This window comes from Absicoccus intestinalis, assembly GCF_033971885.1.
GTDB lineage: Bacteria > Bacillota_I > Bacilli_A > Erysipelotrichales > Erysipelotrichaceae > Absicoccus > Absicoccus intestinalis.
Genome location: NZ_JALBUS010000014.1, coordinates 40,893 through 56,322, shown reverse-complemented (window position 1 = coordinate 56,322; position 15,430 = coordinate 40,893). Strand labels below are relative to the sequence as shown.

The following is a 15,430-nucleotide window of genomic DNA, read 5'->3' as shown; positions in this document are numbered from 1 at the left end:
AATCCAATACAGCTTGTAGCTTTTGTTCAAATGTATATTTGGCTTTTCGTCCCATAATAAAATCCCCCAAAAGCAGGGCAGTACATTTTGTGTATTTGTACTGTCTACTTTTAGGGGATCATATCAGCTTGGGACAACTTTTATTATTTGTTTGCTGACCTATACTGGTATTGGTCACATGACTGCTTTTACGGAATCGTTGGCATCCATCACATTAAATATTGTTCTGTATCTTATGCAAAAAGACCTACCCTATAGTGAGAATAGGTAGGTCTTTTCTTTACACTTGTTCTTCAGCTGGATCAATATTCATTTTTGATAATTTTTCTAAATATCCCTGTGCCTTGGATACAAAACACATCTTATTTCCCATGGCAACAACACGTTTAAAATATACATCGGCCAATGGATAATCTTTTTCAACAAATGAAATCAATCCAATATAATAACTGGCATCTACTTGTTGGCAAGTCACTTGAGCAGTTTGTAGCTTTTTTAAATAATATTTTCGACAAGTATTTAATTCACCATTCATCAAATCAATTTTATTCTGGATCGAAGCCATTTCGTCGCTTGTTGTGATCACACTGGAAAAAGCTGTTCGTTGCGTCGCTTTTTTCAATTCTTCTTTGCATCGCTCAATGGAATGCTCATCTTTTAATAAATAATAAATATAAGCCATCAATGTCCAATATTGAATGATGCTCATTTTATCTTTTTTCGGAAATCGCGTTAATACATCTTGGGCAAGTTCCGGCTCATCCATATAGATCAAACATTGCGCTAATATGGTATGCATCTGTAAATGAACCTTTTTTCCTCTTGTTGAAAATAGGATGATAGCAGATGCACATGATTCTGGATCACATTGATCATACAACAAAGAAATAATAGGTACGATATTCGAAGCCCGGTAACGTGATAGGATATTGAAAGAAAACAAAAAAATCAAAAAGCCAATGATCAATATCCAAATATTGCTGACTAAGAAAATCACACAAATTACGGCAATCAATCCCAATGTATAAACCATCTGAATTTTTTGTGAAGTCTTTCGACAAGTTTCAGCTAATTCTTTGACTTCCATTTTTAATGGATGTCGCAATGTATACATACGAACCAATTCCTGATCGGGCGTTAATACCCCAGAAGTAAAATCACCCGTCTTGCCAAGCTTGAGTTGGATCATGCCAACCAAGCAAACGATCACTACAGGAATGACTAATGCAATACCAATATATAAAAATACTTCAGGCACAAATATCATTAACATGATGATAATAAATGGTGAAATATTCCATTTCTCACCTACAAGTTCCATTAATCGAATAATATTAACGATACCGGCAATGGACAATCCACTCATCGCATAAAAAAATAGTTGATTTTTTTGAATATAGGAAATGACTTCACTCGGATATAAAGACATATACACATCCATATGTTGATTGACAGATATATAAGCAATCAAACACCCCACCGCAAAGCCAATCAACATACTGATCAAATGCGATTTACAACGATATCTCCACATAGAACCTCCAACTGTATGATATAGGATTTATTCATAAATAAATCCTTAAATACACATGCATGAACATAGACTCATCACTTTTTAAGATTCGAGGATTCCCCATACTTTTTATCATAGCAACATAAAAAATAGACCTCAATTTTGCGGCCACACACATGCAAATGATTCGAAAAAGAACAATGTCTATCTACAAGAAAGTTTATGTTATTTTATTTGAAAATGCAAGAATGTCACTCTTTTGTCAACAAAGATTTCCTTATTGAATCCTGTATGCTCGATTTCCATTTTTTGTCACTTGGATCACAAAGTCAAAATGATCAACATTTGTACACAATGCGAAATCAGCTTCGGGAAAAATAAGATTTGTGGGATCAAAAAATTTAGCACCCGCTCCCTTTTTCAACGCTTCTACTTCCTGATCGATCCTAAATTCTTTTCTTTCTAACAATGCTTTAATATACTGAGCACATAACAGATCTTCATCAGCACGACAAACACCTTGATTTCCCATCGCAACAATCGAAACAAGATCTGGATTCTTTTGCTGGATATACCTTGCCACTGCTTTGGCATTCACCAACGATGCCGTTACAATTTCATCCGCACCCTTCGCATTCACAATACCCTGTGTTCCTGCTGAAGTTGTATGAATGATCGTTTTATTTGAAAAATCAAGATGAGCAATCTCATTTGGCGAATTTCCAAAATCACATCCATCCACTTTTGCCCCTTTTCGTTCACCAAATAAACACCAATCGGGATGTTCTGCTTTTAAGGCAAAAGCTTGATTTAGATTGCCAATGGGAATAATGCGTTTGGCTCCTTGATGAAACAAATAACACTCCAAACTAAACGCACGAAATACATCAATGATGACTGTTAATCCCTGGGCTTGTTTTGCCCCTTCAATACATTCTAAAATATTGATTTCCATATTTTTTCACCTACCAATTTGTGGCAACATCTAATTGTGTGGCATTGTTTTGTGCAAACGATCCAGTATCACATACAATGCCCATTCCTAAAGAAGTTGGGATCAATGTACCATAGGGTCGGATGCCTAAATGGGCTGCCACCATCACATATGCCCCATACATTTTAGCACCATCTGCTCTTTCCCAATAGTCCCCTTGTACACCATGAGCCTTTAAATTTGCCACAACCCCGGACATATCTAAATTATAATATGTTTCTTTTCCAGATGGTCCTTCGATTGAACCAGCACTTGCACTTAATACCGGCCCCGTCCAAGTCGTTGTTGCTTCTATGTTCCATTCCGCTTTTTCTGCTTTCATGGCACATACTGTCTGACCATTGACTCCAAGTGTATATTTCTTATTGGCTTGACTCGTCACTTGATAATGACCATCGACTTTTTCAATGATCCATTGTTGTTTCTTTGAATCATCCGCTTCTTTCATTTGCACATTCTTCTTTGTATACGTTAGTACTTGTTGACTCGCTTGATTTTTGATCAAGAAAGTTCCATCTCCACGATTGATGATATCCCATTTTTGCGAATTACCATTATCAAGCGTGGATAATTGTATATTTTGATTCATCATCAATACATCATTGGAAATATGACTGATTTGATAGGAACCAGAAGGTAAAACATCTTTTGCCGAAACAATAGAAACTTGCGAAAAAAAGCAGATGAAACACATCACAAACCATGTGATCATTCGTATATTTTTAGTATTCATAAAGGTATCCTTTCCATACATAAAAAAACTGAATGATGACCATTCAGTTTCCATGTGTATGATAATACCTTAAAATCGGCTTATTTGTCAAATCTGGCGGAGCCGGAGGGATTCGAACCCTCGGGGCCGTTAAGCCTACCCGAATTCCAATCGGGCCCGTTATGACCACTTCGATACGGCTCCATAGCCACTTTATTCTACACAAATAAAGTGGCTATGTCAAACAGAATCAAATCACATTCGACAATATTTTGCCAATGGAATCATGAATAACAAGATCCGCTTGATCATCCATTGGTGTAACATCCCGATTAATTAAGACCAAATGCTTGCCATGAAAATAACGAATCAATCCAGCAGCCGGATAAACCACTAAACTGGTTCCCCCAACAATCAGTAGATCCGCCTTTTCAATGGCATCCACCGCAGCATAGATTGTTCTTTCATCCAATCCTTCTTCATATAAAACAACATCTGGTTTGATGATATGACCGCACTTTGGGCAACGAGGAATGCCCTTATCATCCCGTGCAGCCATCGTTTGCTCTAAATCATAATGAGCATGACAATGCATACAAGTATTTTTTAAGACCGATCCATGCAATTCATACACCACTTTGGATCCCGCCTTTTGATGTAAACCATCAATATTCTGCGTGACGACTGCCTTTAATTTTCCTCTTTTTTCCACTTGGGCCAAGGCTTTATGGGCTGCATTTGGCTGTGCATCTGGAAAAATCATTTGATTAAAATAAAATTCATAAAATTCTTCTGGATTGGAAAGAAAAAAAGAATGACTGATCATCTGTTCTGCTGGATAACGATATTGTTTTTTATATAAACCATTATCACTGCGAAAATCCGGAATATTACTTTCGGTTGAAACACCAGCACCACCAAAAAATACAATATCATTTGAGTCATCGATCCATTGATGCAATTGCTCAATATCTGTCATACAAACACTTCCTTTTCATTATTTATATTATACGCTAAAAAGGCGTAAACGTTTTGTTTACGCCGTCATTTTTGAAACACCTTGTACCGCAATTTGATATTGACCATCTACATAATCAACTTGAATGGTCGCATCTTTGATCGTACCGGTTTCAATGATCTTTTTCGCAATCTGTGTCTCAATTTGTCGTTGAATATATCGCTTCATTGGACGAGCGCCAAATACGGGATCGACACCCATTTTCGCAATTTGTTGATAAACAGCATCACTTACTTCTAAGTGAATATCTCGTTCGGATAAACGATGAGACAATTCATTCATAAATTTATGAGCAATCTGGATGAAAGCACTTTCGTCCAAAGCATTAAATACCACAATTTCATCAATACGATTGATGAATTCTGGTTTAAAATGACGTTTGACTTCATTCAAATATTTATCTCGACGCTCTTCATTGCTGATATTTTCAAACGCATATTGACTACCCAAATTACTTGTCATAATAATGATCGTATTCTTAAAGTCTACCGTTACACCTTTGGAATCTGTGATTCGACCATCATCCAATACTTGCAACAAGACATTGAATACATCGGGATGGGCTTTTTCAATCTCATCAAATAAAACAATACTGTATGGATTTCGACGAACAGCCTCCGTTAATTGTCCACCTTCATCATAGCCCACATATCCAGGAGGCGCACCAATCAAACGGGAGACACTGTGCTTCTCCATATATTCAGACATGTCGATACGGACAATGTGACGTTCATCATCAAACAATTGTTCCGCCAAAGCTTTGGCAACTTCCGTCTTACCTACACCCGTAGGACCTAAGAACATGAATGATCCAATTGGACGACTCTCATCTTGAATTTGCGCTTTACTACGCAAAATGGCATCCGTAACCAACTCTAACGCTTCGTCCTGACCAACAACACGTTTGGATAGATTATCCTTTAATCGTAACAATTTCTTACGTTCCGATTCGACCAAACGGCTGACTTCAACACCCGTCCATTTCGAAACGATTTTTGCGATCATTTCTTCATCCACCGTTTCTTGGATCAATGCGTTATCATCCTTTTTCAGATTATCGGCTTTTTGGATCTTTTTCTCTAATTCAGGAATGACACCATATTGAAGACGAGCTGCCTCTTCATAACGAGCATCGTTTTGCGCTTGTTGCAAATCCAAACGAGCTTTTTCCAACGCCTTTTTGTCTTCTTGGGAATTGGCCAAGGCTTCTTTTTCATCTTCCCATTTTGAACGCATAGCATCTCGTTGCGCCTTCAATTGACCCAATTCCTCTTCAATTTCATCACGACGTTCGATGGCTTTTTTATCCGTTTCTTTCTGCAGTGATGTCTTTTCAATTTGCAGCTGTAAGATCTTACGCTCTAACTCATCCAACTCTTGTGGCATACTTTCCATTTCTACCTTCAAAGTTGCACAAGCCTCATCCACTAAATCGATGGCTTTATCTGGTAAGAAACGATCGGTAATATAACGATCCGATAATGTAGCTGCACTGATCAATGCTTCATCTTTAATTTTAACACCATGGAAACTTTCAAAACGATCTTTCAAACCACGTAAGATACTAATGGTATCTTGAACACTTGGTTCTTGTACCATGACACGTTGGAAACGACGTTCCAAAGCCGCATCTTTTTCAATATATTTCCGATATTCATCAAATGTTGTCGCACCAATACAATGCAACTCACCACGTGCTAACATGGGTTTCAACAAATTGGCTGCATCCATAGAACCTTCTGTTTTACCAGCGCCTACTAAATTGTGAATCTCATCAATAAATAATAGGATCTGACCATTGCTCTTTTTCACTTCATCCAAAATGGATTTTAATCGTTCCTCAAATTCGCCACGATATTTAGCACCTGCAATCAATGATCCCATATCCAATTCGATCAATCGTTTATCTTTTAAAGATTCGGGTACGTCCCCTTTCATGATACGCCAAGCCAATCCTTCAACAACAGCGGTCTTACCTACACCCGGCTCACCAATCAAAACTGGATTATTTTTTGTCTTACGCGACAAGATCTGCATCACTCGACGAATCTCATCATCACGACCAATAATAGGATCGATCTTTCCATCACGAACTTCTTGTACCAGATCACGGCCATATTTCTTTAAAGCTTCGACATTATCTTCGGCATTCGGTGAATCATATTTTTTACCATTTCGACGTTGCAGTTCTGCTTCTTGACAAGCCTTTTCATTCAAATGAAATTCACGCACTAATCGTTTTGAAATATACGATTCATTAAACATCAAAGCTAGCCAAACACTCGCCACCGACAAATAGGTCTCATCATGTGCGTTTGCCCATTTTTCAGCCTTGTCCAAAGATCTTTGAACCGTCGTTGAAAAATTAAGATTCTGTGTCGGACTTGACGCAATATGACCTTCTTCTTCACCGATGATTTCTAACGCTCTATTTTTATCGATACCGACACGCTCAAACAAGCCATCTAGAATATCATCTTTAAAAATAGCGGCTAATAAATCAATCGTATCCACGCTTGGATGTTGTTTGGATTGAGCATCATTCGCAGCATCCATCAATACTTTCTGTAATCTCTCTGACATATGTTCATAATCCATAGGGCACACCTCCTTTAGCGCTCTACTTATCCAACTGCTAATTGTAGTATAGCACAATAGTTAGCACTGTCAATATAAAAGTGCTAATTTTTTATATTTTATTTCTATCCCCATTATGGACATTTTAAACAAAAAAGCCTACACTAAAAAAAGTAAAGAAATGAGGTTAAAAAATGAAAAAAGCAAAACAGCTCATGGATTCAGTATACTGGGTTGGCGCCCGTGATATCACCAATCGTTATTTTCACGGTGAACTCTATCCTATTGATGAAGGTTGTACGTATAATGCTTATTTGATCGTGGATGACCAAGTTACACTAATTGACACGGTCGAAGAAGAATTTAGTCAAGATTGTTTAGAACGCATTCAATCTGTATTAGGTGATCGACCTATTGATAATATCATCATGCAACATGCAGAACCCGATCATTCCGGTGGCTTATTGGAAATCAAAGCAATTTATCCAAATGCCAAAGTATATGCATCGGTTGGTGGTGTACGCAATATCAAAGCCCAATTTCCAATCGACTTTGAAATTGAAGCATTGAAAACAAACGACACCATGACAACGGGAAACTATCATTTCCAATTTGTTGAAATGCAAATGATCCACTGGCCAGATAATATGTTGACCTATTGTCCTGAACTAAAAACCGTCTTCTCTAATGATGCTTTCGGCCAACACATTGTCAATTATCAATTGACCGATGAAAACTTAGATCGATCCTTCTGTCTTGATAAAGCCAAGGAATACTTCGCAAATATCGTGCTTCCTTATACTGCGCAAGTCAATGCTAAGCTCAACTTTATCAACAATTTACATTTAGAAATTGAAACCATCATGCCAGCACATGGTATCATCTGGAAACAATATGTACCTGATATTCTAACCGCTTATGGAGACTTTGCACATTTAAAACCATCCAATAAAGTGGTCATTGTGTATCAATCGGTATGGAAGCATACCCAACAAATGGCAGAAGCATTAGCCGAAGGATTTGGCGATGCCGGCATGGATGTAAAAATCTATCCATTAGCGGATACGAAATCGACGATCATTTTTAAAGAAATCGTGGATGCCAAATTGATTTGTGTTGGTTCAGGCACATATAATAACGATATTTCTTATAGTGTTGGTGCATTCTTAACTCACCTTCGTGCGGCTAAATTAAAAGGTAAAAAAGGATTAGGCTTTGGTGCCTTTGGTTGGTTCCCAAAAGTACCTTCTCAAATTGATCAAGCCTTAACGGACGCTGGATTAGAAAGTGTACACGATGCGATATCCCATGTATTTAGTCCAGATACAACCGATCTAGAAAATTACTACAATATTGCACAAGAAATCGCAAAAGAATTATAGATCCAATCAAGTAGCATCTTTCAAAAGGAACATGCTACTTTTTTTCAGGACTGGATTCTGCCATAATAAACAAAAAAGGAGAACATGGATGAACGAAACCAAAACAAAGTGGCCAGGCCCACCTGGTTTAATTCCAGTGACAAGTGGCCGAGCCGATGATGCCAATCAAATCAATCGCCACTATTTGGATCGATTGATGGTTGAAATGCGCGTTATCGATGCCAGAATACCCGATTTACATACAGAAATATTCGGAAAGTTATACGACAGTCCGATAATGATGCCTGCTTTTTCTCACTTAAATAAAGCAGGCATACAAGATCGTCAACCCATGGAAGAATACGCCAAAGCAGCCACCATTCTAAACATCGTAAATTGGGTAGGCATGGAAAGTGATGAGGAATATGAAAACATCGCAAAATATGCACCCGGATCCATTCGTATCATCAAGCCCTTTGCCGATCATCATCGCATTCGGTCCGAAATACAATTTGCGAAATCGCAGGGGGCTATTGCTGTAGGCATAGATATCGATCATATTGCCGGCAAAGATGGAAACTTTGATATTGTGGATGGTATTCCCTTAGGCCCCATCTTTCAAGCGGATTTGAAGGCTTATGTCCAAGAAGCAGGCATCCCCTTCATCGCCAAAGGTGTATTAAGTGTGCAAGATGCCTGTATAGCTGCAAATGCTGGTTGCGCAGCCATTGTTGTCTCTCATCATCATGGACGCATTCCCTATGGCATACCACCACTCGCGCTTTTACCAAACATCAAAAAAGCCTTGCAGAAAACAAATGTAAAAATATTTGTAGATTGTGGTATGGATAGTGGCTATGATGCTTATAAAGCGCTAGCCCTAGGTGCTGATGCCCTTAGTGTGGGAAGAAGCATCCTAAAACCGTTATTAAAAGATGGTTCTAAAGGGGTCGTCTCCAAAATCCAACATATGAATGAGGAACTGAAACAACTCATGTTATATACAAGTATTGCAAACACCTCATCTTTTGATCCTAGCGTCATTCATTACATGAAGTAGTATCACAAACAACATCGATTAATATGTGAATTAGGGAGCAATCGCAAGCCTTTTGGAATCTTATTTTTTATATGTTTCCCATCACTTTTTCCAAAGCCAAATGGATATCCATCCACACAAACCGCAATATATCCTTTTTGGCTTGGATGCTCAATTTCTAGACCATGCATAAAAGCATCCACTTCATCCAAAGAAAGATTTGTTTTCTGCTTATAGACATGGATCCATTTCGCATTCATATAAAAAGCATGAGCGGGTTCAAATCGTTTTTTTATACGCTCTCCTGCAAAGATTCCTTGCCGTAAACAATGCAATCCCTTGGTTTGAATAAACGATTGATCCATAACATATATTTTATCGTCTTGCTGATCATGGTATTTTGGAATAAAGCCCAATTGATCCATGAAAAAAGTTTTTGTGATTGAATCAATCGCTATTGATTTTTGAACAGGTAACCTTTTGACGGGGCCCCCTTTTTTATGTAGTTTGGCAACAAAATGCCCTTCCCCTTTATCCATTGGAAAAATACGTATCGTATTCTTCATAAATCCAGGTCGTCCAAAAGAAACATTTGGATCGACCAATTCCATATCTGGATATGTATCGAGGAACCATTGCATCACATCTTCATTTTCTTCTTTGGCATAGGTACACGTCGAATACACCATGAATCCATTTCCCTTTAACAATTGATAGGCACTTTCGAGAATTTGTTTTTGTCGCTTTGCACAAAATTGGATATGCTCAACCGACCAATGATTCATCGCTGCATCATGTTTTTTCATCATACCTTCTCCACTACATGGAGCATCTACTAAGATTCGATCAAAACAATGCGCATATTTGGAAACAAGTTGCGATGGCTCATTATTCAAGACCATCATGGAATCCACTCCCATGCGTTCCATATTGGACAATAAAATTTGTGCTCGTTTTTTATCAAATTCATTGGCCACTAAAAAACCTGTATCTAATTTTGCAGCTATTTGCGTACTTTTACCCCCGGGTGCTGCACATAGATCTAAAACCACATCATCGGGTTGAACATCTAAAATTTCCACAGCACTCGATGCACTTGGTTCCTGCAAATAAAACAATCCCGCCAAATGATAGGGATGATTTCCTAAAGCCTCATTCACATAATATTCATCATTCGAAAAGGGGGTCTTTGGGAAAGAAATTTGTGCATCTTGCCATTTTTTTGGATTGATTCGTAATCCACGATACATGGGGCGTTCTAAAGAAGATAGAAAGGCTTCCATTTCGTTGGGTATATAAGATTGAATACGATTTAAAAAGTCAGGATTCATAATAATCTCCTCAAAATACAGTTTCTGGGCGAATTCGACAGGCAATATCGGAACAAGTCGCTGGTTGATCCCATCCACAGCCCCACGCAAAATCAGCTCCTTGGCGAAATCGTTGAACCGCTTCTTGCACGGAAATATTTAATCGAAAAAGCTCAATATGTGTGTGCGGTCCCGTCGAATTTCCACTATTTCCTGATTTCGCGATGATATCGCCTTGATGGACTTGTTGCCCAGCCACCACATATATTTGATTGGACAAATGATTCAAGCTGACTGCATAGAGTTGATCATTTACCGCCATCAACATACATATGGTGTTGCCTCCTCCATAAGGCCAACCACAGTAATTACCTAAATAGCCACAATTGGTTGGTACACAAGCATCGGCATAGAGCACAAGTCCATTGGCACCAGCCCGAATAGGACTATATAAAGGAGCGGCAACATCCAACCCTAAATGAAGTCCACCATGGGGATAGGACCACGTACCTGCGCTTATTGTACCATTTTGAATAAATGGAATCCAACCTTGGCTGTAGCCGTCAACATACAGTGTTTCATCCAATGGACAAGCATAATTGGTAGTCTGTTTTTCACTCGTTACAAAGCCATAAGCGGGAAGATCATGATCACCCGGAATCGTTTGTTCCCAATGAGGTGTTCCTTCTTCCTTCATGTCTTGAAATTCATTTTGAAAACGCCTAGCCAATTGAGCCTGACATCGGTTTAAACGCGATATCCAAGAATCATACTTCTCTCTCTGTTTCTTGATCTTGCGGATGCGCAATCGGTTTCTTTTCATCTGCAACATGATTTTTTGGTGTTTTTGTTTCATGCATGATATATCCTGCTCGGCCTTGCGAAATCGTAAATACGTGCGAAACCCTGTCACCGATATGGTATTTCTTTGTTGCGCTAGGATAATTTCTTTTTGCAATTTTGAAGCTCGTTTATCTAAACCTTTATTTTGTTGCTTCAATTTTTTTTGTAGCTGAACACATTCCTTATTTTCATCTTGCAATTCAATCCATACATCACGTATCTCTTTAGAAACTGTAGAAGCTTGTGCTTTAGATACTACATGAACCACTTTTTCATAATAGGTAACCTTCGATTCATGATCGATCGTGGCACCAATGGTAAATGGAATCAAAAAAAGACAGACAAAAATCTTCCGTATCATGTACGACTCCTTTCCTGTCTGTCTTCCTATTATTTTTTCATAGAATAACTTGTTATGATCATCATAAAAAACATCATGGTCTTCAATGGCTCGATCGTCCCGTCAACCAGACCCATAATAGCAATAATACTGGTTAGTGCCAAGATCAAACCAAATAAAGGCCGACTAGATGTATATAATTTTCTAATATTTTGAAATTGTACACCAACATATCCAGCTAAGATGCCCGTACCAATAATTCCATGTGATAAAATGAGATCAATATATATATTATGTGCATGGGATCCAATGTGGTTCTTATAAATCGGATGCAATAAATGAAAAGTCCATGGTCCCCGACCAAACAAAGGACGTTGTTTGATACCTTCCCATGCATATGACCAGATTGTAAAACGACTCGTGATGGTACTCGTATCATTGAATCGAGGAATCAATGTAGGCATTTGGATGACCAATGCCAATAAACCAGCCAAACAAATACAATACATGCTCAATATGATTTTTTGTCCAAAGCAAATCAATAAAATCGGGATTACAAGAACCAAAGGGACCAATGCCGATCGACATCCCGTCAATAAAACTAAACCAAATTGAAACAAAGCAATGATCACATACCATATTTTCAAAGAGATTTTTCGGGTTTGCAGAAACCGATATAAAATGCATGCCAATACCATATCCAACATCAAAGCATAGATATTTGCATTTTGAAACGTTGTCATGATCCTTCGTTTGGGACTATTAAAAATATGAAAAGCAAAAAAAGAATATCCACCCGCATGAGATATTTGGGCAAATTGCACCAAAGCATAGATTCCATTGATCAAAGAACAAATAATGGTCCACTCAATCACATACATAAATAATTTTTCATGAATATGCCCTTGATAATATCCAATGAATGAAAACAATCCCAAAAAGCCCAACGTGATCGTCAAACCATACCCATTGACATTGATCAAACTGATGATTCCCGATAGGAACAAGAATAAATAAATATACTTTTTTCCCGTTTGATGTTCCATAAGTGTGGGGATCATCTTATCATTCCATAATATATATACGTCCAATAGCGTTAATACAACCAAAAAAAGCGAATGAGGAAGGAATATACTGGTAACCATCGCCAAGATGATCCAATCATGGATAGAAAAAGCGTGCAAATCATTACGAATCGTTTGCATTTCTATTCTCCTCTTGATTTTCGACTTGCCGCAATGACCGCTTCCATCACACTCGATCGGAATCCATTAGCTTCCAAAGTACGAACCCCTTCAATCGTCGTACCAGCTGGAGAACATACTTGATCTTTACAAACACCTGGATGATTACCTGAAGCAAGAACCATTTTGGCAGAGCCTAAAACGGTTTGCGCTGCAAATTGATAGGCCATTGCCCGAGGCATCCCTTCATGAACGGCGCCATCCGCTAATGCTTCAATAAACATATAGACAAAAGCTGGAGAAGAACCCGATAGACCGGTTACGGCATCCATCAAATCTTCATCTACACAAGAAGCAATGCCAAAACAAGAAAGTAATTTTTCGATCATTTGTTGATCTGCTTGATCACAATGCGTATTCATCACATAGGCGGTACAACCTTCATTGACCATAGCGGGTGTATTTGGCATACAACGTACGATCTTGTGCACCCGCTCAAATTGCGTTTCCAATTGATGTAAACAAATTCCTGGTGCGATACTGACAATCAATGTTTCTGGCTTAACGACTCGACGAATTTCTTCAATGATCATCGAATATACTTTTGGCTTTACACATAAAACCAAAATATCACTGTTTCCAGCCACGACACAATTATCCATCGTCGTACGCACTCCATATAATTCTTTTACGTTTTCCAATTTTTTTGATGTATGATTTGATACAAGAATATCTTCGTTTTGTATCCATTTTGCAGCAATGATTCCCTTTATCATCGCTTGGGCCATATTGCCACAACCAATAAATCCAATTTTCATATTGTCACTTCCTTATGTTGGTATCTTAACATAGACTGAAAACGAAAAGCATGAATTCTCATAAAAAGACGAAGGAAGTCCTACCAAACAAGAATTTCAGATCCGCTCCAAGCTCAAAGAATCGCCCCAAAAATATCTGTCTATTTATAAAACATTCACCATAACCAAACTAGCAGAGTGAGATTTCCCATAAACAGTAATCTGTTGCGAATATAGTCAAAATAAAAAAGCCCTTGTAAAAAGGGCTCATGATATACGAATGGTGCCGAAGAGAAGAGACGACAAAAAGGAATATACGCATGAATATAGCTTTATTTAAGGCAATATCCAACACAATACATAATATATATTCATATCTTTGCAATTTTTTAAGATATAAAATGAGATATAAAAAAGAGAGATAAATTTTTGAAAAAAAAGTGTAATTCACTCTTGCGTGTCCCGGTATACCGTGATATATTATAGACGTAGAAAGAAAGGTGCTTAAAAAAGCCCCGGAGGAAAATAATATGAAAAACGAACAATTCTTACAAAATTACAATCCAAGCGAAATGTTTCATGATATGACCCAAGCCATTCATGATTACGAATGGCTGGATAAAGCTTTCCGCGATGCAATTAAGGATTTACAATCTGGATTGCTGATCAACGGTAAATATGAAAAGAATACCGTTGACTACTGGACGAATCAACGTACCAAATTAAATGAACTGGTTCGCTCTAAAAGTGTTGAAGACGCTTACAAAGAGTACCACGTTCGATTGGAAGAAGCCGATGGCACTTATACATTGTATCAAATTGATACTGGAGAGTATATGCCTATCGATGGAGAAGCCCTTGAATTCGTAAATAAAAAGAAGATCAAAGGCTTCCGAAAAGCAAAAGACGCATATTTTAATTACGCTTCACTTTGCTACTTGATGAGTATCCATCGGAATCTTAAATTTGCGGATCTTTGGCCGCACACGACGGCAAGCCTTTCAAAAATGTCCGGGGTGCCAGACCAAACGGTTCGCGATTTGGTCAATGGAAAAACTGACTTTTCAAAGATGTCGGTTGCCAATGCTGTCAAATTGGCAAATGCAATGAATACAACCGTTGACGATTTATACAAACGGTTGTATCAATTCTAAAAAATATGGAGGAAAGATCATGGAAAAGGGCGAAATGATAGAAAAAGAATTAAGCTGGGAAGCGCTAAGCCAGCAGCTTATTAAATATGGTCCAGAGGCACCATGCTTTGGCGGAATCAATGCATGGTATGAAGCCGAAAGAAATTGGTTGATGATAAATATAAAAGTTTATATCAATCAATTTGATCCAATATATATTTGTAATAATCATACAAGATTGGATCAACTTGGGTCGTATTCGGACAAGAAAAAAACAAGATATTCCAATTTTAACGAATTGGCATTATCTTGTTTGAAGAATGAAGAATTCATAGATGGATTCAAATGGTCATTCTTTAATAACGACTCGTTAGAAATGGGCGGATTCTATGATGGCAGTGAAAGTGAATACTATACCATCGATTGTTTAGTTGATTAAATGAGTAAATCTGTTATAATAATAATTAGGAACAAAAAAGTTTAATCTTTTTCCGGAGAGAGGACACCTGTGTCTTCTCTCTATTTTTTTAGCTTTCAGATGCCTTAGTGCCATATTTTTAAAAAAATAACACTAAGAATAATGCTAGTGCCAAATTTAGCAAAATAAAG

Annotated in this window: 13 protein-coding genes and 1 tRNA gene; 4 read left to right on the top strand and 10 right to left on the bottom strand. The window is 37.8% G+C overall.

Annotation, left to right across the window (positions count from 1 at the left end):
* Nucleotides 1-280 precede the first annotated feature (280 nt).
* The 6 genes from MOZ64_RS08905 to MOZ64_RS08880 form a co-directional block, all read right to left on the bottom strand.
* Entirely contained in the window at nucleotides 281-1,534 is a 1,254-nt protein-coding gene (locus MOZ64_RS08905; protein ID WP_320326212.1) for a hypothetical protein, read from the bottom strand.
* 256 nt (nucleotides 1,535-1,790) lie between these two features.
* Nucleotides 1,791-2,468 (bottom strand): 2-phosphosulfolactate phosphatase, encoded by a 678-nt coding sequence (locus MOZ64_RS08900; protein ID WP_320326211.1) that lies wholly within the window; start codon nucleotides 2,466-2,468, stop codon nucleotides 1,791-1,793.
* A 10-nt stretch (nucleotides 2,469-2,478) separates the two neighbouring features.
* Nucleotides 2,479-3,240, bottom strand: a complete 762-nt coding sequence (locus MOZ64_RS08895; protein ID WP_320326210.1) for an RICIN domain-containing protein — start codon at nucleotides 3,238-3,240, stop codon at nucleotides 2,479-2,481.
* Nucleotides 3,241-3,334: 94 nt separating this feature from the next.
* Nucleotides 3,335-3,423, bottom strand: a tRNA-Ser gene (locus tag MOZ64_RS08890).
* A 46-nt stretch (nucleotides 3,424-3,469) separates the two neighbouring features.
* Nucleotides 3,470-4,198: an NAD-dependent protein deacylase gene (locus tag MOZ64_RS08885; RefSeq protein WP_320326209.1), complete on the bottom strand. Its 729-nt coding sequence runs from the start codon at nucleotides 4,196-4,198 to the stop codon at nucleotides 3,470-3,472.
* 57 nt (nucleotides 4,199-4,255) lie between these two features.
* Nucleotides 4,256-6,835 (bottom strand): ATP-dependent Clp protease ATP-binding subunit, encoded by a 2,580-nt coding sequence (locus tag MOZ64_RS08880; RefSeq protein WP_320326208.1) that lies wholly within the window; start codon nucleotides 6,833-6,835, stop codon nucleotides 4,256-4,258.
* 173 nt (nucleotides 6,836-7,008) lie between these two features.
* Between MOZ64_RS08880 and MOZ64_RS08875 the strand changes: the two genes are divergently transcribed.
* The gene (locus tag MOZ64_RS08875) at nucleotides 7,009-8,196 is read left to right on the top strand and encodes an FprA family A-type flavoprotein (protein WP_320326207.1); all 1,188 of its coding nucleotides are present in this window, start codon (nucleotides 7,009-7,011) and stop codon (nucleotides 8,194-8,196) included.
* 88 nt (nucleotides 8,197-8,284) lie between these two features.
* The gene (locus tag MOZ64_RS08870) at nucleotides 8,285-9,235 is read left to right on the top strand and encodes an alpha-hydroxy-acid oxidizing protein (RefSeq protein WP_320326206.1); all 951 of its coding nucleotides are present in this window, start codon (nucleotides 8,285-8,287) and stop codon (nucleotides 9,233-9,235) included.
* A gap of 2 nt (nucleotides 9,236-9,237) precedes the next feature.
* Here the strand turns inward: MOZ64_RS08870 and MOZ64_RS08865 are convergent, their stop codons facing one another.
* Genes MOZ64_RS08865 through proC form a run of 4 tightly spaced genes read right to left on the bottom strand, consistent with a single transcriptional unit; the run spans nucleotide 9,238 to nucleotide 13,709 of the window.
* A complete protein-coding gene (locus MOZ64_RS08865; protein ID WP_320326205.1) occupies nucleotides 9,238-10,545 on the bottom strand; it encodes an RsmB/NOP family class I SAM-dependent RNA methyltransferase in 1,308 nt (435 codons plus the stop codon).
* Nucleotides 10,546-10,555: 10 nt separating this feature from the next.
* Nucleotides 10,556-11,728 (bottom strand): M23 family metallopeptidase, encoded by a 1,173-nt coding sequence (locus MOZ64_RS08860; protein WP_320326204.1) that lies wholly within the window; start codon nucleotides 11,726-11,728, stop codon nucleotides 10,556-10,558.
* Between the two features lie 29 nt (nucleotides 11,729-11,757).
* Entirely contained in the window at nucleotides 11,758-12,912 is a 1,155-nt protein-coding gene (locus MOZ64_RS08855; RefSeq protein ID WP_320326203.1) for an O-antigen ligase family protein, read from the bottom strand.
* A 2-nt stretch (nucleotides 12,913-12,914) separates the two neighbouring features.
* Complete coding sequence (gene proC / locus MOZ64_RS08850; RefSeq protein WP_320326202.1) at nucleotides 12,915-13,709, bottom strand: pyrroline-5-carboxylate reductase; 795 nt, start codon at nucleotides 13,707-13,709, stop codon at nucleotides 12,915-12,917.
* A 509-nt stretch (nucleotides 13,710-14,218) separates the two neighbouring features.
* Between proC and MOZ64_RS08845 the strand changes: the two genes are divergently transcribed.
* Nucleotides 14,219-14,842, top strand: a complete 624-nt coding sequence (locus MOZ64_RS08845) for a helix-turn-helix transcriptional regulator (RefSeq protein WP_320326201.1) — start codon at nucleotides 14,219-14,221, stop codon at nucleotides 14,840-14,842.
* 19 nt (nucleotides 14,843-14,861) lie between these two features.
* A complete protein-coding gene (locus MOZ64_RS08840) occupies nucleotides 14,862-15,260 on the top strand; it encodes a hypothetical protein (protein WP_320326200.1) in 399 nt (132 codons plus the stop codon).
* Nucleotides 15,261-15,430 lie beyond the last annotated feature (170 nt).

Excerpts from the sequence above, each read along its gene's own strand:
- MOZ64_RS08905 (WP_320326212.1), bottom strand. The coding sequence starts at position 1,534 with ATGTGGAGATATCGTTGTAAATCGCATTTGATCAGTATGTTGATTGGC.
- MOZ64_RS08900 (WP_320326211.1), bottom strand. The coding sequence starts at position 2,468 with ATGGAAATCAATATTTTAGAATGTATTGAAGGGGCAAAACAAGCCCAG.
- MOZ64_RS08895 (WP_320326210.1), bottom strand. The coding sequence starts at position 3,240 with ATGAATACTAAAAATATACGAATGATCACATGGTTTGTGATGTGTTTC.
- MOZ64_RS08885 (WP_320326209.1), bottom strand. The coding sequence starts at position 4,198 with ATGACAGATATTGAGCAATTGCATCAATGGATCGATGACTCAAATGAT.
- MOZ64_RS08880 (WP_320326208.1), bottom strand. The coding sequence starts at position 6,835 with ATGGATTATGAACATATGTCAGAGAGATTACAGAAAGTATTGATGGAT.
- MOZ64_RS08875 (WP_320326207.1), top strand. The coding sequence starts at position 7,009 with ATGAAAAAAGCAAAACAGCTCATGGATTCAGTATACTGGGTTGGCGCC.
- MOZ64_RS08870 (WP_320326206.1), top strand. The coding sequence starts at position 8,285 with ATGAACGAAACCAAAACAAAGTGGCCAGGCCCACCTGGTTTAATTCCA.
- MOZ64_RS08865 (WP_320326205.1), bottom strand. The coding sequence starts at position 10,545 with ATGAATCCTGACTTTTTAAATCGTATTCAATCTTATATACCCAACGAA.
- MOZ64_RS08860 (WP_320326204.1), bottom strand. The coding sequence starts at position 11,728 with ATGATACGGAAGATTTTTGTCTGTCTTTTTTTGATTCCATTTACCATT.
- MOZ64_RS08855 (WP_320326203.1), bottom strand. The coding sequence starts at position 12,912 with ATGCAAACGATTCGTAATGATTTGCACGCTTTTTCTATCCATGATTGG.
- proC (WP_320326202.1), bottom strand. The coding sequence starts at position 13,709 with ATGAAAATTGGATTTATTGGTTGTGGCAATATGGCCCAAGCGATGATA.
- MOZ64_RS08845 (WP_320326201.1), top strand. The coding sequence starts at position 14,219 with ATGAAAAACGAACAATTCTTACAAAATTACAATCCAAGCGAAATGTTT.
- MOZ64_RS08840 (WP_320326200.1), top strand. The coding sequence starts at position 14,862 with ATGGAAAAGGGCGAAATGATAGAAAAAGAATTAAGCTGGGAAGCGCTA.